The sequence below is a fragment of the Sphingobacterium sp. 2149 genome, assembly GCF_031455655.1.
GTDB lineage: Bacteria > Bacteroidota > Bacteroidia > Sphingobacteriales > Sphingobacteriaceae > Sphingobacterium.
The window spans coordinates 146,696-165,694 of the sequence record NZ_JAVDTD010000004.1; the positions used below are offsets into that span (position 1 = coordinate 146,696).

At 38.4% G+C, this 18,999-nt stretch carries 16 protein-coding genes; 9 read left to right on the plus strand and 7 right to left on the minus strand.

From position 1 onward, the window contains the following. Positions 1 to 9: 9 nt before the first annotated feature. Both J2X77_RS07165 and J2X77_RS07170 read right to left on the minus strand, forming a co-directional pair. A complete protein-coding gene (locus J2X77_RS07165) occupies positions 10 to 954 on the minus strand; it encodes an aldo/keto reductase (RefSeq protein ID WP_209579190.1) in 945 nt (314 codons plus the stop codon). A 356-nt stretch (positions 955 to 1,310) separates the two neighbouring features. Next, a complete protein-coding gene (locus J2X77_RS07170; protein WP_209579189.1) occupies positions 1,311 to 2,366 on the minus strand; it encodes an NAD(P)-dependent alcohol dehydrogenase in 1,056 nt (351 codons plus the stop codon). Positions 2,367 to 2,562: 196 nt separating this feature from the next. Here J2X77_RS07170 and J2X77_RS07175 point away from each other — a divergent pair, with 196 nt between their 5' ends. Together J2X77_RS07175 and J2X77_RS07180 are read left to right on the plus strand one after the other, a co-directional pair. After that, positions 2,563 to 3,129 (plus strand): YceI family protein, encoded by a 567-nt coding sequence (locus J2X77_RS07175; RefSeq protein WP_209579188.1) that lies wholly within the window; start codon positions 2,563 to 2,565, stop codon positions 3,127 to 3,129. Positions 3,130 to 3,348: 219 nt separating this feature from the next. Continuing rightward, complete coding sequence (locus J2X77_RS07180) at positions 3,349 to 3,933, plus strand: hypothetical protein (protein ID WP_209579187.1); 585 nt, start codon at positions 3,349 to 3,351, stop codon at positions 3,931 to 3,933. A gap of 50 nt (positions 3,934 to 3,983) precedes the next feature. Here the strand turns inward: J2X77_RS07180 and J2X77_RS07185 are convergent, their stop codons facing one another. Beyond that, positions 3,984 to 5,165 (minus strand): metallophosphoesterase, encoded by a 1,182-nt coding sequence (locus J2X77_RS07185; protein ID WP_310079883.1) that lies wholly within the window; start codon positions 5,163 to 5,165, stop codon positions 3,984 to 3,986. A gap of 194 nt (positions 5,166 to 5,359) precedes the next feature. After that, a complete protein-coding gene (locus J2X77_RS07190) occupies positions 5,360 to 6,562 on the minus strand; it encodes an aminotransferase class I/II-fold pyridoxal phosphate-dependent enzyme (protein WP_209579185.1) in 1,203 nt (400 codons plus the stop codon). A gap of 144 nt (positions 6,563 to 6,706) precedes the next feature. On the opposite strand from J2X77_RS07190, the gene J2X77_RS07195 reads away from it, so the two are divergent. After that, the gene (locus J2X77_RS07195) at positions 6,707 to 7,165 is read left to right on the plus strand and encodes an Lrp/AsnC family transcriptional regulator (protein WP_310079885.1); all 459 of its coding nucleotides are present in this window, start codon (positions 6,707 to 6,709) and stop codon (positions 7,163 to 7,165) included. A gap of 4 nt (positions 7,166 to 7,169) precedes the next feature. Here the strand turns inward: J2X77_RS07195 and J2X77_RS07200 are convergent, their stop codons facing one another. Beyond that, the gene (locus J2X77_RS07200; protein ID WP_209579183.1) at positions 7,170 to 8,192 is read right to left on the minus strand and encodes a bestrophin family protein; all 1,023 of its coding nucleotides are present in this window, start codon (positions 8,190 to 8,192) and stop codon (positions 7,170 to 7,172) included. Positions 8,193 to 8,441: 249 nt separating this feature from the next. Here J2X77_RS07200 and J2X77_RS07205 point away from each other — a divergent pair, with 249 nt between their 5' ends. From J2X77_RS07205 to J2X77_RS07220, 4 genes are all read left to right on the plus strand, one after another. Further along, a complete protein-coding gene (locus tag J2X77_RS07205; protein WP_209579182.1) occupies positions 8,442 to 10,844 on the plus strand; it encodes an outer membrane beta-barrel protein in 2,403 nt (800 codons plus the stop codon). Positions 10,845 to 10,905: 61 nt separating this feature from the next. Continuing rightward, the gene (locus J2X77_RS07210; RefSeq protein WP_209579181.1) at positions 10,906 to 12,081 is read left to right on the plus strand and encodes a sensor histidine kinase; all 1,176 of its coding nucleotides are present in this window, start codon (positions 10,906 to 10,908) and stop codon (positions 12,079 to 12,081) included. Beyond that, entirely contained in the window at positions 12,074 to 12,784 is a 711-nt protein-coding gene (locus J2X77_RS07215) for a LytTR family DNA-binding domain-containing protein (RefSeq protein ID WP_209579180.1), read from the plus strand. The genes J2X77_RS07210 and J2X77_RS07215 overlap by 8 nt, the downstream gene beginning before the upstream one ends. Before the next feature lie 150 nt (positions 12,785 to 12,934). Beyond that, positions 12,935 to 13,477 carry a hypothetical protein gene (locus J2X77_RS07220; protein ID WP_209579179.1) on the plus strand — a complete coding sequence of 181 codons (543 nt, stop codon included), beginning with the start codon at positions 12,935 to 12,937 and terminating at the stop codon, positions 13,475 to 13,477. 29 nt (positions 13,478 to 13,506) lie between these two features. On the opposite strand, the gene J2X77_RS07225 is transcribed toward J2X77_RS07220, so the two are convergent. Beyond that, a complete protein-coding gene (locus J2X77_RS07225) occupies positions 13,507 to 15,195 on the minus strand; it encodes a GMC family oxidoreductase (RefSeq protein WP_310079888.1) in 1,689 nt (562 codons plus the stop codon). A gap of 345 nt (positions 15,196 to 15,540) precedes the next feature. On the opposite strand from J2X77_RS07225, the gene J2X77_RS07230 reads away from it, so the two are divergent. Together J2X77_RS07230 and J2X77_RS07235 are read left to right on the plus strand one after the other, a co-directional pair. Next, entirely contained in the window at positions 15,541 to 16,593 is a 1,053-nt protein-coding gene (locus J2X77_RS07230; protein WP_310079890.1) for a sugar phosphate isomerase/epimerase, read from the plus strand. A 33-nt stretch (positions 16,594 to 16,626) separates the two neighbouring features. Beyond that, on the plus strand, positions 16,627 to 17,784 hold the full coding sequence (locus J2X77_RS07235) for a Gfo/Idh/MocA family protein (RefSeq protein ID WP_209579176.1): 1,158 nt from the start codon (positions 16,627 to 16,629) through the stop codon (positions 17,782 to 17,784). Between the two features lie 187 nt (positions 17,785 to 17,971). On the opposite strand, the gene J2X77_RS07240 is transcribed toward J2X77_RS07235, so the two are convergent. Then, positions 17,972 to 18,976, minus strand: coding sequence for a YihY/virulence factor BrkB family protein (locus J2X77_RS07240; RefSeq protein ID WP_209579175.1), 1,005 nt, complete (start codon positions 18,974 to 18,976; stop codon positions 17,972 to 17,974). Positions 18,977 to 18,999: the final 23 nt, after the last annotated feature.

Below are 18,999 nucleotides of genomic sequence, written 5' to 3' on the forward strand. Positions count from 1 at the left end.
CGAGAGTTATCATTTACTCACTTCATTCAACAATTGAATATCTTCTGTATCCAATTTAAGCGTTGGAGCGGCAAATAATGTTTCCAATTGGGTTGCACTTGTAGCACTTACGATTGGTGCTGTGATCAAAGGTTTGGCCAACAACCAAGCTAATGCCACAGTAGCCTGCTGTACTCCATGTTTTTCAGCAATCGAGTCTAAGGCTTTAAGGACAGCTTTTCCTTTATTGTCGAAATACTTCTTTATCCCACCGCCGCGAGTAGTATTGTCGAAGTCAGCTTCTGTTCGGTATTTACCAGTCAAAAAACCAGCCGCAAGTGACCAATAGGGAAATACACTTAAACCATACTTTTCAACCAATGGAGCGTAATCCGTTTCAAAACTTGATCTTTCAACGAGATTGTAATGTGGTTGCAAGGCCACATATTTTGGTAAATCATTCTTCTCGGCAGCATCAAAGCTTTCAATCAATCTTGTTGGCGACAAATTAGATGCTGCAATATATCGAACCTTACCCGCTTTAATTAGTTCATCATAAGCCGATAGTGTCTCTTCCACTGGTGTTAACTTATCATCAAAATGAGTGTAGTACAAATCAATATGATCTACTCCCAATCGTCTCAAAGAATCATCAGCAGATTTTAAAATATGTTTTTTTGAAATATCGTAACCATGCTCTTGAGTTTCTGAGCCAACTTTCGTAGCAATTACCATATCCTGTCGATTGCCACGGCTCTTCAACCATTTACCAATTATTTCCTCGGATTGCCCCCCTATGCCATTTACCCACCACGAATAGGTATCCGCCGTATCAATAAAATTAAATCCTGCGCCTACAAATTGGTCTAAAATCTCAAACGACTGTTGTTCGTTCAGCGTCCATCCAAAAACATTTCCGCCGAAATTTAGTGGTGCTATCTGCAAATCTGTGTGTTGTATTTCTATCTTTTTCATTCAATTTATTTATTGTTCCATTCATTAAAAAAACTGGATCACACTGCTGTGTGGAAATTAAAGTTACATTATTAGAGGCGCGCTCGCGCAAAAACCTGTCACATAAAATTGTCATAAAACGAATTCGGAAAACGTAACACTGGCGTAAACAAAACAATCTTCCAACGCATTATAAGTAGCATAATTCCGAAAGAAGAATCTAAGAATTCTCTGTTTAAAGAACTAATAAAGCAACGAAGCTCCAATTAGGTATCTGGATCAATAATCTAGCGTAAAACGAACATTCGCCGGTGGAGGAGTAACGAATGATGGGTAGAAAAAAGGGTCACTCTAATGAGAGTCGACCCTTATATATCTTATTTTTCGATAGATGACATGTCTATTACAAATCGATATTTAACATCACTGTCCAATACCCTTTGGTAAGCCTCATTGACATAGTCAATATCGATCATTTCTGTCTCGGGCAGAATATTATGCTCTGCACAAAAATCGAGCATATCCTGAGTTTCTTGTATTCCGCCAATACTGGACGCCGTTAGGACCTTATTGCCCCCCATAATAGACCGGCCATTAATCTCCATAGGAGCAGCCGGAATTCCAACACAAATGTAAACCCCTTTGGTTTTCAGCAGGGCTAAATAGAGGTTGTAATCATGAGGAGCCGATACTGTGTCAATAATGAAATCAAAATACGATGAAAACTCGTTGATCTCATTGGCCTCGTGCGTATTTAAAAACTTATGCGCGCCAAGCAAAGCCGCATCGTCTTTTTTACGTGGCGAATGACTAATCATGGTAACTTCTGCCCCCATCGCTACCGCAATCTTGACAGCCATATGCCCTAATCCACCTAGTCCCAATACACCAACTTTATGGCCTTTGCTGACATTCCATCTTTTTAATGGAGAATATGTTGTAATCCCGGCGCAAAGCAACGGGGCAACTTTTTTAATATCCAACGATTCTGGCACATGAAGCACGAAATTTGCGTCCGCTACAATATTATTGCTGTAACCACCAAAGGTATAGCTGTGATCATGCATCACATCTTTGCTATTATAGGTCCAGACGGTCTTCTTTTCTGAGCAAAATTGTTGTTGATCTGCTTTACAGTTTTCGCAAGTACCGCACGAGGCAACCATGCAGCCTACACCGGCGAGATCACCTTTTTTAAATTTAGTTACCTCAGCACCAACCGCACTTATGCGGCCGACAATCTCATGCCCTGGTACAATCGGGTAGTGTGTACCGCCCCATTCATCATGCACTTGATGAATATCTGAATGACAGATGCCACTATACAAGATATCTATTAATACATCGTTCACACCCAGCTCCCTTCTTTCAAATTCCCAGTATTCAAGTGGAGAAGTACTGTCTTTTGCCGCATAACCTTTCGATTTAATCATATCATCTTTTTTTATAAACCACATTTGGATACGAAAATGATTTCGATCCTCATTTAACTGGTGTAAAGTTAATAGGTCTTGCTGATGAATGAAGAAGCCGAATTGGAATATTGACATTCGACAAACAATAAAGTAAGTTTCAACATATACATTAAGCAAAAGCCAGTGTATATTTGAGTACATATAAATCATTTCAATGAAAAGAATCAATTTAACGCTGGCTGTTCTTTGCTTTACATCTATGGCTTTTGCCCAAAAAATCGATTACAAGGTGAACACCCAATCTTCGAAGATCAAATGGAGCGCCAAAAAAGTCGTCGGTGGACATGTAGGAATTATAAATCTACAAGAAGGCAGCATACAAACCGATAAAGGAAAAATCATAGCCGGTAACTTTACAATAGATATGAATTCCATGGCGTGTGCTGATGCCCCCAAGTTGACGGGACATTTAAAAAATGAAGATTTTTTTAATGTCCCGAGCTATCCCACCGCGAAATTTGTCATCAGTAAAGTTGACAATAGCAAAGCAAACCCAATCATAACAGGTAATCTTACGATCAAGAATAAAACAAAATCAATATCATTTCCGGCAAAAGTCACCACGACGGTAGATGGTCTAGCCGCAGAAGCTGTCGACGTAAAAGTAAATCGTTTGGATTTTGATATACAGTATCGTTCTGCGAGTTTCTTCTCCGATTTAGGCAACCGAGCAATAGACGACGAGTTCACATTGGATATACAGATTAAAGGAACAAAATAGCTGTTGCAGCGTAGCGGCTCAATAAAATGCCCTTAATAAGACTGTTTCTAGTCTCCAAATACACTGAAATTCGATCGTTAATATTTTTCAAACGTATGAAACGTGGATTCTGTTAAATTAGATTTGTTTCAAATTACACTTAACGTCCTTGAAAATTAACGAAAGTGAAGTTTTAGATTTATCTTTAAAATTCCTAAAGATAAATTATACAAAGTATTTATGGAGAAAATAAAAACTTTTCAACAGCACGAGCTTAATAGAATTAGAAAACATTGGAGTAATAGTGGCCTTGCATTTGAGAAGTTAGGAAGATCTTCTAATATATCGGATTACTCCGACCGGGAGATCAATGAGATGCTGCTAGGCATATATAAAGATAGTAAACATCTGATGGTTGATGAAGGGTATTTTATTGATGTTTCAAAGGTACAAAAAGCCAGCTGCACTTTAGTGGATGTCTCCTACGCTAGACGCATTAAACCAGACCCAAAAAGTGCCCTCAAACTTCAGGACATCCGTAATTTTTATATTGAAGATTATTTTGTCGAAACAACAGAAATATTTTCTGATCAACATAAACACAAAATAACCGGTTATTTAAAAAAAATCGGTGGTATCAGCTTGGGGAAAGGTCAATACAATAAATTGTATTCTATTCCGAATGATTTTAAAACCTTTTTCGGTAACGCGCCCGCAGATTTATTCTACCCAATACAACGGTATATAAACGGGCTATTCTTTGACGACGATTATCGAATGTCAGATTTTGAGGTCGTCAGTAATATTTCCATTAGTAAGATATGAGCCTGTTAGAACGCATATCTTACTAGTGTTTTTTTGACTATCTCTTGCGTCTAATCGCTTTTTCTCAAGGTAACAACAGTGATTTCAGGCCATACCCCTATTCGCCCTCTCAAACCGTGAAAACCAAATCCACGATTGACATAGAGATATTTCCCGTGCTTTTGATACAGCCCAGCCCATTGTTTGTAGAAATATTGAATTGGACTCCATTTAAATCCAAACAATTCGATCCCAAACTGCATACCATGTGTATGCCCAGCGAGGGTTAAATGGACATGTTGATCGTGATCCAAGGTAACATGATCCCAATGGGAAGGATCATGAGACATCAAAATTTTGAAAGTATCCTTATTCAATCCAATAGTAGCCTTAGCAAGATCGCCGTACTGATGAAATCCACCTTTACCCCAATTTTCAACGCCAATTAGAGAAATACGATCTCCTTGCTTTTCAATTGCTATTGATTCATTCAGTAATAATTTAAATCCCATTTCATGGTGAATTTCCTTAAGTCTATTCAGGTTTGAAATTTTTGACTCGACACTATCCCATTGCACATAATCCCCATAATCGTGATTTCCAAGAACTGAAAACTTGCCGAAAGGAGCTTGCAATCGATTAAATTCTGAAACCCATGGCTCCATTTCAGAAGCCCTATTATTGACCAAATCGCCAGTAAACAATACAAGATCACTGTTCTGAGCATTTGCTAACTCAATACCTTTACGCACTCTTTTCATATCGGATAAACTTCCGGAATGGATATCTGATAGTTGCGTAATTTTAAAGCCGTTAAACGCCTCGGGGAGATCTGGAAAACTCACAATTTCTTCTCGTACTCTATAAAAATAACGACCTCTCGTTAGCCCGAAAAAAATAATCAGTAGCATGAGCACCGCACAGAGTAGGATGATCTCGCTCAAGAGAACACTACGCGGCGGATAAGAGCGGAAAATACGCGTAAGATCTTCGAGGAGCAAAAATGGAATAGCGATCAATTTAGGTATAAAAACAATCAAAAATGCCGTAATCAAACTAGTCGCTGACCGCTGGATTTCATGACCTGCCTTCCGCAAGAAAAATAGAGCGAAAACTCCAAGAAGTAACAATAAATCCAGACACCAATATATGCTCTGAAAAACTGAACTTTTAGCAACGGTAATGAAAGCCTGAAAAAAATAGAAATCCCCTACGATGAATAGGAATAAAATGAATAGAAGTCTTTTTGCCATATTGTACGAAATACATATGTTGAACAGCTAATGATATGCCAAAAGATATATCGTTGCACCTCATGCAGCTAACTCTCGAAATACTGATGTGCTCGTGACAATTGATTCTATTTCAACCCCATTTGATAGCGAAATTTCCTTCCATTCATTCAAAACATGCCATAATGTCTTAAAGTTTCTTTAAGTGATGATCATTACAATATGCCAACTTTTTGCATACATGCCCTCATTTTCCTATAAGTCCGCTCAATATCGTCATCTAAACCAATAGAGAATCTGATCAATCCATCGGAAATCCCCATCGTTAAACGTTCCTGCTCAGGGATTTCAGATGAGGTCGAACTACCCGAGCAGGAAAATAGTGTTTTGTAAAAACCTAAACTCACAGCAAGATATCCTAAATTCTCAGCCTGCATCAACTCCATCAGCTCATTAGCTCTCTCAGTCGTTTCCACGTCCACCGTCATTAAACCACCAAATCCATACGCCTCATGCATCATGCTCTTCATTAACTCATGATTGGGGTGAGAATTCAGTCCAGGGTAAGAAATCTTTAATCCATCTTGCTCAAACCGCTCCGCTAAATAAAGGGCGTTATAGCTATGTTGTTTCATCCGTATATGAAGTGTGCGCAAATTCTTCAATATACTCGCCGAGCGTAAGCTGTCCATTGTTGGTCCCAGCAACATGCAAGCTCCGCTATTCACGTTTTTGGTTTCGTCGATAAATTCCTGACTTGCACAATACACACCACCAACGCTATCGCTGCTACCGTTGATAAACTTTGTTAAGCTATGAATGACAATATCAGCACCCAACCGTATCGGTGAAATTGACAAAGGAGAAAAGGTGTTGTCAACAATCAATTTTAGCTTATACTTTTTACAGAGAGTCGATAACCTTCTCAGATCCGCCACACGCAACAACGGATTGCTCACACTTTCACAGTACAAAATTTTTGTATTGGGTCTTATCGAATTTTCTAATGCTTCGAAATCATCAATATCCAAGAATGTCGTCTCAATTTGGAAAGGTGGGAGAAAATTTTTGAGGAAAGCATACGTTCCCCCATAGATTGTCCTACTTGAAATAATATGGTCGCCACTTTTACAGAGCTGTAAGAGAACCGTAGTTATGGCTCCCATCCCAGAAGATGTTACATTAGCTGCAGCGGTATTTTCCATTTTTGCCAATGCCTGCGCTAAGTATAAATTCATTGGAGATGAATGTCTCGAATAAAGATAACAGCCTTCCCCATTTCCTTCGAACGTATCAAACATCGTTTTAGCCGAAAGAAATGTATAAGTAGAACTGTCCGATATCGACGGATTCACACCTCCAAACTCACCAAAATATTGCAAATCTTGAATTTCATTTGCTGCGTTAAAATCTTCCATGTTTTTATCTTTAAAATTGAGGAATTTTAAATTATATTACAATAAATTATAGCTATATTAGAGTATAAATCTATTATATAAAGAATAGTTAGTGAAAAAATCTACCTGATTAAAAAAAAGAATCATTAAACCAAAAATAAATCTATGCATTTCGACGAAATTGACCGAAAATTACTGCTCTTCCTACAACAAGACGCAAAACAAACAACCAAAGAGCTATCCCACAAACTTAACTTATCAGCAACAGCAGTCTACGAACGTGTACGTAAACTCGAAAATACGGGAATTATTAAAGGATATGTTGCAGTACTTGATAAACACAAAATAGCCAAAGATTTCTTGGTATTATGTCACGTTAAATTAGTGCAACATAAAAAAGAATTTATCCTACATTTTGAAAAAGAGGTGATGAACCTTCAGGAAGTAACAGAATGCTTTCATGTGAGTGGAGATTTCGACTATATATTAAAAATATGTGTGCAGGACATGGCAGACTATCGTAATTTTATGTTAACAAAATTGACCAGTCTAAAACATATCGCAAGCACGCATAGCTCATTTATGATCGCCGAAGTCAAAAATACCATAGCTATAATGCTGTAGAAACTTAAACTAAAACTCCATTTTTTGAAGCAATAGGTTCTGGAATATCTTCGTCTCCTATGATCTGCAACATATCAATCTCAATGGTTCTACAGATCGATAGCATCGGTATATCAAACATCAGTCCTCCAAAAGGATTTTCGGTGTAGTCACCCACCAGTTCCATCACAATATAAATCCATCCTATGACCACACAAAACGGAATACTCGTCCATATACCCCAATCTCCCAATTTTGCAAATTCATTCACTAAACCCAACGGAAGCAGGATGATAAGAATAACATTGAACACAAATGCTGTACTCGCAAATTGCCGCGGCGAAGGAAATTTTTTGATTCTCTCTGCCTGCCCCTGATAATCATAAAATTGGTTTAAACAGTTCTGTAATTGAGTTTGATTGAAATCAGAGATGACCTTATCATTTTTCAAGGCATTTACTTCCCTAGCTTGTTGGGAAATCAAATATGTAGCAAAGTTTTTGTATTGACGCTGTGCATTGAATTCCGCAGTAGAAAGATATTTATTCAAAAAAATAGATGTCCTACTGTAATCAGGAAAACCAGCCTTTATAAGTCTGTTTCTTTTAACATTCATAGAACCAATATATTTTTTCAAACTAATGTGCTCCCATTCCGTTGGGACCAACAATTGCTCCCTCAACGTATACAGCCAGGCAATATGACGGTAAGCAATCCTTTTTCTCCGTTCTACTAAATCGGTAGAATCACCATTTTCGGTGTTAAAGGCATATAACATGGCTGTAAATGACCGGCTAGAATTAACAATTGAACCCCAAATTTTTCGGGCTTCCCAAAGTCGATCATAGGCCTGATTGTTTTTAAAACCAACGTAGAATGCTTCAGCCGTCCCGATCAATGCCAAGGGAACCCATGGAATTATCATCCACTGCCAGTTAAAAAAATAATAGATAACCGCCACGAGCGAGCACCAAAGTGTAAGCCATATCAAATGTGCCCCTGCTAAATTGAATATTTGCCTATAGTTGAAATATTTGGTTGTGATCATAAAGAATGGAAATCTTTCATTATTAAAAAACGCTGTGAAAGTACACTTAATTTATAACTGTTCAATACATCAATTTGTTTTCGAGGCAATTATTTCTAAAGCTTTGCCCTATTATCAAAACTAAAGCTTTAGATTTCAAAATAGCTTATCATTAAATTTACTCCTTTCGTCCCGAAAAAACCAATATATATCCCAAAAAATTGAATAAAAACATCGTTGAATATAGCTTTGGGTAATTATTCGAAACTTATGAACAAATTAATAGTAGTAACTCTTATCACATTTTTCACTAACAGTTTGCTATTCGCTCAAAGCACAGTCATCGGAAAGGTCTCCGATCAATCTGGAAATCCAGTCCCCTACGCGACCGTTTCCTTTCAGCCATTACATGCAATGAAAGATACATCAATAGAGAAAATAGCCGATGAGTATGGCAACTTTCAGTTATTCATCAACGAAAAAGGAACTTACCTCGCTTCAGTTCATATTGAAAAAATACTCAAAATGCAGCAAAAAATCGATATTAAGGAATCGAATGAAACCATGGCATTTGTAGTTCCCAAATCACGCTTAACCAACCTCGTGCTAGATGAAGTAACGGTAAACCATCGCAGACCGGTCATACAGCGAAAAATCGACCGCCTCATCATGAATGTGGGGCAAACAGCCAATGCTGTTGGAAAATCAGCATTAGATTTGCTTAAAATAGCACCAGGAGTGTTTGTCAATAACGGCCAAATTTCAATTAACGGCATAATGGGCACACGCATTCTTGTAGACGGAAAAAGTATTAATCTGGCAGGAAGCGATCTTAAGAATTACCTTCAGTCATTACGTTCCAGTGATATCCAAAGCATTGAAATCATGGCGCATCCCTCAGCGGAATTTGATGCAGAAGGCAGCGGTGGCATAATTAATATTATTTTGAAGAAAAATGATAAGCAAGGAATCAATGGCTATATCGGTAACGACTATGGACTAGGCCTCGGAAAATATGCCTCATACAATCCTTACACCGCTTTAAATTATCGAAAGGGCAAAATTGGTTTAACCGCAAGCTATGCTTACGCTCACGCTAAATCCTATGAAGAACTAAAACAGCAGAGAAACTTTTCCAATAATGGTCTATACAGTCAAACAACAGACAATACACAAACAAACAACAATAGCCGAATAAGAACAGTTGTGACATATGATCGTTCGAAAAGGGAATCTTTCGGATTAGCCTACACGGACCAATACAGTAATTTTACGGGGCCCTCCGTCGCCCGTGCGACAGTGCGCTACGAAGATCCAGCTAAAAATATCATTTCGTCGGGCAGTTTTCCTTCCGAATCGAAATCCAATTATCAAAACCTTGGATTCAATTATGCTAGGGAAACAGACAGTTTACACTCTAAAGTCACTATAATCGCCGATTATACGCATAATAAACGCACTGGAAATAGTATCAGCAACAGCACGGATTGGAATGCAACTGGTAGCGTTATTAGCGATACGTTGTTTAGATTAGATTATCCAAGTACAGCAAAAATATTTACGGGCGAAGCGAAATACAACTGGATAGTAAAAAACGGAAACAATTTATCTATTGGCTTAAAGTCTACAGCGACAGATATCATAAACACCAATAATTATCAGGTCTTCGATCAACATTGGACACCAAGTCCAGCGCTCGATTTCGAATTCGCTTATAAAGAAAGAATTTATGCAACCTACGCAAATTACACGGGAAAATGGGCAAAAATTGATTATCAATTGGGGCTTAGAGGCGAGAAATCCATCGTTCAGGGACGACTTTGGGGAGCACAGCAGGCAGATCTTTCACAACATTATTTTAATTGGTTTCCAAGCATCTTTCTGAAGAAAGATCTAAATATGGAAGGAAGCAACTACCTTACTTTTTCCTACAATCGAAGAATTAGACGTCCTTCATACTTTGATTTGAATCCATATAAATATTATATAGATAATTATTCCGTGCAAACAGGAAACCCCTATTTGAGACCACAATTTACAAATTCAATAGAAATTGGTGGGTTGTGGAAGGAAAAGTACTATAGTGCATTAAATTATTCACAGACAAAAAATGCCATATCACAAATCATACGCAACCAGGCACAAGAAGAGCTATTGACCGTCATTAAAGACAACGTCGGTACTCAAAAGGTATGGACCGCTACCATCAGTGTGCCGGTAAACTTCTTGCCCTTCTGGTCAAGCACGAATACCATTCTGTTCACACATACCCGCTCCACTTCTCCAAACTTTAATTTAAAAAAAGCCTCTTTCCTCGTACAGACTGAACAGGAAATTAAATGTGGCAAAGGCTATAGTATTAATATAAACGCATTCTATACACCTCAAATGTTAATTGGAAATATTGTAACTAAAGCCATAGGGTCGGTAGATTTAGGGATCCAGAAAAAGTTTATTAAAGATAAATTGGTGGCCAAGGCAAGCATCAGTGATATCTTTTATACGAATAACTATACAGCAACAAGCTATTTCAACGATACTAAAATTTGGATAAGTCACAAAGAACAATCACGGGTTTGCTCCATCTCCTTACTATATAATTTCAAAAAAGGCACGGCGTTTAAGGCGAAAAAAATGGAATCTAGTAATATGGAGGAAAACGGAAGATTATAAATGTTAACAATTTTTATCTTTGCAGCTCAACGAGCTACTAAATTAAAATAAATAAGGGTCAATGAAAAAGTATAAGCTTGCCAAATTTATCGCTCAGGTAGATCCATTCGTTAAAACAAAGGATATTGAAACATTTTATACGCCGAGTGTTCGAATCATGTTACATTTTGGTATGTGGTTCTTATTTACGGTGCTCCTGTTCTGCAACTACTACTATGTGTTAGCAATTCCGCCAAATCAATCCTTATTTTTATCGATCCGCGTCCTGATTTCATCACTTGTTGTATTTTATCTCTTTTTCTATTGGATCATACCCTATGCGCGAAATTCAAAATTATGGATAGTACCGTTTGTAGCATCGCCGGTATGTATTTTTATTTGGTTATTTATTAATAATCTTTTTTATGTACTAGCCTACAAATACGGTTATGACCTATCTAATTTATACCCATTAATGGGCAAAGAAAAAAACTTCATTCCGAATCTTTGGTCGGTTTTCAGTTTCAAGGTGATTACATTAAATGCATTATCTGCTATCTATTCGATGTCTCCTTTTTTCTTTACCAAAATATTAATTGATATGAGAAGAATAAACAAAGACAGGATGCGAATTCAAGAGCAGAAGTTAAAGTTGTCACTGGAAAACATCCAAGTAGAAAAAGACTTTCTGAAAGCTCAACTTAATCCACATTTTCTATTCAATACGCTTAATAATCTCTATCGTTTGACCATGAAAAAAGATCCAACAGCGCCGGAGGTTGTTTTAAATTTATCGGAAATAATGGGATATACGTTATATGACTCGGATACAGAATATGTCTCCTTAAGCAAAGAGCTCGATTTTATTGAGAATTACTTCTCACTGGAAAAAATGCGGCATCCGCAAACCTATAAAATTGTATTGAAAATCGAAGGCCGACAGTATGCTGCTTGCCTAACAATTGCGCCATTATTGACATTTAATCTAATCGAAAACGCCTTTAAATACGGACTTAAAAATGGAGAGGACTCATTTGTCCAACTTTTTATTAGCATTACCAAAGATCAATTTATTTTTGAAATTAAAAATGACTATGATAATTTAGATAGAACAAAAATAGCTCCGTCTAAAGGTATCGGTATTAAAAATTTAAGAAAACGTCTCCATCTCATTTATCCGACAAAGAGCGATCTCCAAATCACAGATACTGGCGGTGAATTTAAAGTTGTATTAAATATCACATTACAGCATGATTGAAAAGTATAGCTGCATCGTCATTGATGACGAGCCTTTAGGAATTGAACTCATTACGGATTTCGTCAATCAAATACCCTTTCTGGAACTGAGAAAAACATTCGGAAAGCCAGTCGAGGCCATGAGCTTCTTGCAAGATAATCCCATTGATTTGGTGTTTAGTGATATTGAAATGCCCAAGTTGACGGGCTTAGACCTATTGGAAACCCTAGCGCAGCAACCCATCTTTATTTTTATCACAGCACATCGGCATTTTGCCATTGACGGATTTGAAAAAGGAGCCGCGGATTACCTAATTAAACCGGTTCGTTTCGATCGGTTTTTAAAAGCTGTAAACAGAGTAAAGGAACAACTAGATACACTTAAAAAGCTAAAAAACAGTGCTGTAAAAACAGATCGCATTTTCATAAAAAGTGAAAGTAAGTTTATCAGATTAATGCTAAAGGATATTGTTTATATCGAGGCTCAGGGAAATTACTTGACCATTGTCACGCTTAATGGTACGAATCAGACATTATCTACCTTGAAAGCCATGGAAGAAATTTTACACAATTCCAGTTTCTTTCGAATTCACAGAGCATTCATTGTCAATACAGATTATATTCAGTCGCTAAATGGAAATATCGTTCAGCTTTCGAATGGAAAAATTATTCCTATTGCCAGCAATAAAAAAGACCTATTATATTCACTTTTGGGGTTACATTAAATAATAGAATACGATCCCATTAGCGATCTGAATTTCCATAGGTGAACGTCTAGTGGATTTTAAAAAAAAGATATAGCATACTATTGTATATTTTTATCCGTTTAATTATTTTAATTGCATTGAAATACAAAACTTCAAATACACAACAAGATGATGATAAAAATAAAAGGCTTCGCATTAAACATGATTCTTTTACTGCTTGCGACAACTGCTTTTGCCCAAAACAGAGTGGATCTACGGACCATGTTAAATAAAAATCGAGAATTTATATTTCCGCAGACAGTGGATAAAATTGCTACGGCGTTGGATGTCAAAACGGAGTTTTATGAAGATGCCAATGAGGAAAAGTATGCAAAATGGATCACTAAATCTGGTTTAGAACTGTATAGCAATTACGGCGATGATAAAACTGTTATTGAACTTTTTTTTGATATTCCTGAAGATAAGTTTTTGGTTGTAGAGGGGCTACCTTTCGATCTAGCAATGAACAAAACAACCCTCCAGGAGGCGCTCTCAAAATTCAGTCGTCACGAAGTCAAACAGAAGAAGCTTGATGATGGAAGCGCTTACCCTGGCGGTACCAGCTTGACCATGAAAACGGGAACGCATTTTACAACGCTAATCTTTGATAACAAAAATCTTTTAAAGTTTATGAGTTTAACCATTTCGCTAATTGACCCCGCAGTCAATTAAGCTAACGGGGGCGTTAGAATTTGAAAATATTAAAGATTTCCTTTTTTTAGCTCATTGACGGCAAAATCTACCGCCCTTGCGGTAAATGCCATATATGTTAGTGATGGATTCACACATGATGAAGAAGTCATAAATGCCCCATCTGTCACAAAAACATTTTTTGCATCCCATACTTGATTAAATTTGTTCAGTACGGATGTTTTTGGATCATTGCCCATTCGTGCTGTGCCCATTTCGTGAATTCCCTGCCCCATACTGAACCCATTATCGTAGGTCTTTACATCTTTGACACCAATTGATGTTAACATTTCCACCATTTCATTACTGGCATCGCGTCTTATCTTCCGCTCGTTCTCCTTGATCGTTGCATCTATTGCTAATACAGGAAGTCCCCATTTATCACGAATAGACGAATCCAATACGACTCTATTATCGTGGTATGGCAGTATTTCCCCGAAAGCAGTGAATCCGATTTTCCAGCCGCCAGGCTCAGTAATAGCATCTTTCCAGGCCCCGCCCACGCTCATATTGTCCACCTCACCCGTCCATTGTGGCCTTGAAGCACCGCCCTGATAGCCAAAACCACGAACATAATCTCTCTTCTTACGATCTCCGGGAACATTAACGAATCGGGGAACATATAATCCATTAGCCCTTCGTCCAAAAATATATTTGTCTTCAAATCCCTCTACGCTTCCGCCAGCACCACTATTTAACATGTGATCCATTAAATTATGCCCCAGCTCCCCACTGCTACTTCCGAGACCATGTTCCCATATATTAGTAGCGGAATTCATTAATAACCAGGTGGAATTTAAAGTCGACGCACATACAAAAACAATTTTGGCAAAATATTCATACGTCTGATTCGTTTCCGAATCTACTATTTCCACTCCCTTAGCTCGCTGCGTATCAGGGTCATAAATAATATTCTTTACGATGGCAAATGGACGTAACGTTAATTTCCCTGTCTTCATCGCAGCAGGTAATGTTGCAGATTGTGTGCTAAAATAAGCGCCAAAATTACAGCCAAGCCAGCATTTATTTTGGTATTGGCAATTAATGCGGTTATGATGCGGAACTGTTATGTTGGCGACCCTACCAATTATAAAATGCCGTTTGCCTTGGTAATGCAATTTCAGTCGTGCAGCAAGATCTTTTTCCACAACGTTCATATCCATCGGCGGCATAAAGTCACCGTCGGGCAGCACTGCTATTCCGTCTTTATTACCAGAGATGCCGGCAAATTTCTCAACGTAACTGTACCAGGGTGCTATTTCGCGATAACGTACAGGCCAATCTATACCGTAACCATCTTTGCTATTAGCCTCAAAATCAATATCTGACAAACGATAACTCTGCCGCCCCCACATAAGCGACCGCCCTCCAACCTGATAACCTCTGAACCAATTAAAGGGTTTTATTTCCTTATATGGACTTTCAGTTTCATTGGTCCAAAAATCAATATTTCCTTCGTTTATCCATTGATTTCTAATTCCAAATGGCAAATAGTGCTGCGCAATATCCAATGGTACACGGCCACTATGTGGAAAATCCCATGGATCTTTGTTGGGGGATGGATAATCTTTAATATGTTCAATATTGCGTCCTCTTTCTAACATTATGGTTTTAAGGCCCCGCTCTGTTAGTTCCTTCGCTGCCCAGCCACCAGTGATTCCAGACCCGATGACAATAGCATCATATACATTATTAGCCATGTAGTTGTAGTTGGTTTAATTGGTTATTACTTGTTGGAAAACTCCCTTTTCAAAATGAGTTATTTTCCAACATAAAACATTGCAAAGTTTGTCGGTAAACTTACCCTGCACAGAGGGCTTATCCGCTCCACCACCAAAGTAGAATAGACTCCCTAAACAAGTTTAAGGTTTTTTTTTGATTTAATTGCAACCGGTTGCGAATTTTTGTAATATTGTATTAAACAAGTACGTAACTTGAATAACCAGATTATAATAGTATAAACTAGAGACTAAATCATTGCTTCAAACTAATCAGAATATAAATCTTTTCAGTCTGAGATATGGTCTTTTCTAAACATAATAAATATGACAACAATTAAAGGTCCTGCCATCTTTCTCGCACAATTTATCGGCGATGAACCCCCGTTTAATTCCTTAGAAAATATCTGCCAATGGGCCTCAGCGCTCGGCTATAAAGGTATTCAGTTGCCAACCTTAGATGCTCGTTTTATTGATCTGGAAAAAGCAGCGTGCGATAAAAGCTATGCACTCGACCTAAAAGCTAAAGTACAGTCCTATGGATTGGAAATCACTGAACTCTCAACCCATCTTCAAGGGCAACTAATCGCTGTAAACCCAAGTTTTGATGATCTCTTTGATGCCTTTGCACCACAGCAGGTGCATCAGGATCCTCAAGCCCGACAACAGTGGGCCATACAACAATTAAAATATGCCGTACAGGCTTCTCACAATCTTGGCCTGAAAGCATTAGCAACCTTTAGTGGCGCATTATTGTGGCCATTTATATACCCTTGGCCACAAAGACCAGCCAACCTGATTGAAACAGGATTTGCGGAACTTGCCAAATTATGGTTACCCATACTCGATGAATGCGAGCAGTATGATGTCGATCTCTGTTATGAATTACATCCGGGCGAGGACCTGCACGATGGTTTTACTTTCGACCTGTTTCTCGAGAACGTAAATAATCACAAACGGGCAAACATCCTTTATGATCCCTCCCATTTTGTCCTTCAATGCCTCAATTACCTCGAATTTATTGACATCTATCACGAGCGAATTAAGATGTTTCATGTTAAAGATGCTGAATTTACACCTTCTGGCCGTCAGGGTGTTTATGGTGGCTACCAGAACTGGCAAGCTAGAGCTGGTAGATTTAGATCAATTGGCGATGGACAAGTTGACTTTAAAGCCATATTTACCAAACTTACACAGTATGATTTTAAAGGCTGGGCTGTACTCGAATGGGAGTGCGCATTTAAAAATGCTGAAGATGGTGCTCGGGAAGGTGCCCTCCACATTAAAGACTACATTATACGGGTTACCGATAAGGCATTCGATAATTTCGCGGCAGTAGAAACAAATGATAGCCTCAATCGCAAACTATTGGGTTTGTAAAATAAATGATCTCGTCATTATAAATTTAACTTTATGAGCACTACAAAACTTAAAATGGGTATGATAGGCGGAGGAAAAAATGCTTTTATTGGTGCTGTTCACCGTATGGCTGCCGGAATCGACGGCCATATTGAATTATGTTGTGGAGCGCTAAACTCTGATCCTATTGTTGCAAAAGAATCTGGATTACTTTTGGGACTTCCAAAAGAAAGAAGTTATGGAAGTTATCAGGAAATGATCTTCCAAGAAAGCAAGCGCCCTGCGCAAGAACGCATGGACTTCGTCAGCATCGTCACCCCTAACTTTGCTCATTTTGAACCGGCGATGATGGCTTTAGACCATGGCTTTCATGTCGTCCTCGAAAAACCGATGACTTTAACACTTGAACAAGCACGTTTACTTCAAGAAAAAGTGGAGGAAACAGGATTAACCCTTTGTGTGACATATACATACTCCGCTTATCCAATGGTAAAACAGGCCCGTCAACTGGTGAAGGAAGGTCGACTAGGGCCAATCAGAAAGATTATGGTTGAGTACCCACAAGGTTGGCTCAGTAAACTCATCGAAAACGGCCTCTCACTAGCATTCTGGCGCACAGATCCCGAAAAAAGTGGAAAAAGCGGATGTATGGGTGATATCGGAACGCACGCGGCACATTTAGCAGAATATATCTCAGGTCTGAAAATAACTAAAATGTGTGCCGACTTACAAACTTTCGTCGACGGGAGAAAACTGGAAGACGACGGCAATATTTTACTTCGATTTGAAAACGGTGCATCAGGAGTGTTATCTGCCTCGCAGGTCGCTGCCGGAGAAGAAAATGCCTTAAAAATTAGAGTATATGGTGAGGAAGGCGGTTTAGAATGGAACCAACAAGATGCCAATACACTAATCGTCAAACATATCGATCAGCCGACTCAGCTTTTTAGAGCGGGCCAACCATACCTTTCGCCACTTGCACAACATAATATACGCTTACCTGCTGGACACCCAGAAGGATATATTGAAGCATTTGCCAATATCTATAGAAATTTTGCAACTACACTTTTAGCGTCCATGGAAGGTAAAGTTCCTACAGAAGAAGAGACTGACTTCCCGACCGTAAGTGATGGTGTCCGGGGCATGAAGTTTTTAGCAACTGTACTTGCTTCAGCAGAATCTGAACAAAAATGGACTGACTTCCTAAGTTAATAAAATAAAAGAACCAATGTGGTGTCCCCCGCAGGCGGGGAAACCACATTGGTTGCTATTTTAGCGAATTCACTTTTGATTATCGCATCGAATTTAAATAGTTCTCGTCATTTGAATAAAGTTTCTTGCATATACGCTTCGTCCCATTTTGCTCAGCGTATATAGAAGTATTTCTATTCAACAGCTATTATTTTTTTGGATACTTTGGAACTTCCTCTATCACTATAGTTTGTTCTTGTTGCGTTAGTGGAGCTGGAGGAATTTCAGCAACATCTCGTTCGATTTCCTGAGTTTCGACATGAACAGCATATGGCGAAGGTTCTATTGGAATACCCATTACTGTCGCATATTCTCTGGTATAAATAGCACCAAAATACAGGATCGCGGCTGTATAATAAACCCATAACAAGATCAACACAAACGAGCCCGCTGCACCATAAGTATCTTGTGTAGCCGAATGTTCTAAATACACCCCGATTAAGTACCTGCCTACCACAAATAAAATTGAGGTAAATAAAGCCCCAGCACGAACCGTTCTCCAATGAATATTGACATCCGGCAGTATTTTAAATATGACACTGAACAAAAGAAAAATAGTTCCAAAGGATAAACCAAAGTTAATCCCGTTCACTAACATAACTGTCATATCTGGAAAGTAACGCTGCAGCTGATCCGTTAAAGCCAAAATCACACCATTAACAATAAGTGTAACGACCAGTAAGAATCCCAATCCTATAACCAATGATGAAGACAAAAGTCTGTCCTGAACTAATTTTAACCAACCTTTCTTTGGCTTCGCGCGTACGTGCCAAATCTTGTTGATGGAATTTTGGATATCCCCAAAAACTGTTGTTGCCGCTAAAACTAAGGTAACGCCGCTGATCAGCAATGCCAGATTTGACTTTCCTGACAATTGTAAATTCTGAATAACCTCCTGAATCTGCTTAGCAGCACTATTCCCCACAAAACCGCGTAACTCCATAAACACCCTCCCCTCGATGGCATCCTCTCCATAAAAAATTCCAGCCAAGGCAATGATTAGAACGAATATTGGACCGATCGAGAAAACCGTATAATAAGATAGTGACGCACTGTACTTCATTGAATCCTCATTGAGAAATCCCGCAACAGTACTTTTCAAAATCCGCCAATACGTTTTTATTTTACTGCTACTCCTAGTTCTGATATCCATATTTTCGCGTTTTATCTCTACAA

Coding starts and splice junctions, on each gene's coding strand:
- J2X77_RS07235 (WP_209579176.1), top strand. CDS start 16,627: ATGAGCACTACAAAACTTAAAATGGGTATGATAGGCGGAGGAAAAAAT.
- J2X77_RS07205 (WP_209579182.1), top strand. CDS start 8,442: ATGAACAAATTAATAGTAGTAACTCTTATCACATTTTTCACTAACAGT.
- J2X77_RS07240 (WP_209579175.1), bottom strand. CDS start 18,976: ATGGATATCAGAACTAGGAGTAGCAGTAAAATAAAAACGTATTGGCGG.
- J2X77_RS07200 (WP_209579183.1), bottom strand. CDS start 8,192: ATGATCACAACCAAATATTTCAACTATAGGCAAATATTCAATTTAGCA.
- J2X77_RS07215 (WP_209579180.1), top strand. CDS start 12,074: ATGATTGAAAAGTATAGCTGCATCGTCATTGATGACGAGCCTTTAGGA.
- J2X77_RS07230 (WP_310079890.1), top strand. CDS start 15,541: ATGACAACAATTAAAGGTCCTGCCATCTTTCTCGCACAATTTATCGGC.
- J2X77_RS07175 (WP_209579188.1), top strand. CDS start 2,563: ATGAAAAGAATCAATTTAACGCTGGCTGTTCTTTGCTTTACATCTATG.
- J2X77_RS07195 (WP_310079885.1), top strand. CDS start 6,707: ATGCATTTCGACGAAATTGACCGAAAATTACTGCTCTTCCTACAACAA.
- J2X77_RS07165 (WP_209579190.1), bottom strand. CDS start 954: ATGAAAAAGATAGAAATACAACACACAGATTTGCAGATAGCACCACTA.
- J2X77_RS07210 (WP_209579181.1), top strand. CDS start 10,906: ATGAAAAAGTATAAGCTTGCCAAATTTATCGCTCAGGTAGATCCATTC.
- J2X77_RS07170 (WP_209579189.1), bottom strand. CDS start 2,366: ATGATTAAATCGAAAGGTTATGCGGCAAAAGACAGTACTTCTCCACTT.
- J2X77_RS07185 (WP_310079883.1), bottom strand. CDS start 5,165: ATGGCAAAAAGACTTCTATTCATTTTATTCCTATTCATCGTAGGGGAT.
- J2X77_RS07180 (WP_209579187.1), top strand. CDS start 3,349: ATGGAGAAAATAAAAACTTTTCAACAGCACGAGCTTAATAGAATTAGA.
- J2X77_RS07225 (WP_310079888.1), bottom strand. CDS start 15,195: ATGGCTAATAATGTATATGATGCTATTGTCATCGGGTCTGGAATCACT.
- J2X77_RS07220 (WP_209579179.1), top strand. CDS start 12,935: ATGATGATAAAAATAAAAGGCTTCGCATTAAACATGATTCTTTTACTG.
- J2X77_RS07190 (WP_209579185.1), bottom strand. CDS start 6,562: ATGGAAGATTTTAACGCAGCAAATGAAATTCAAGATTTGCAATATTTT.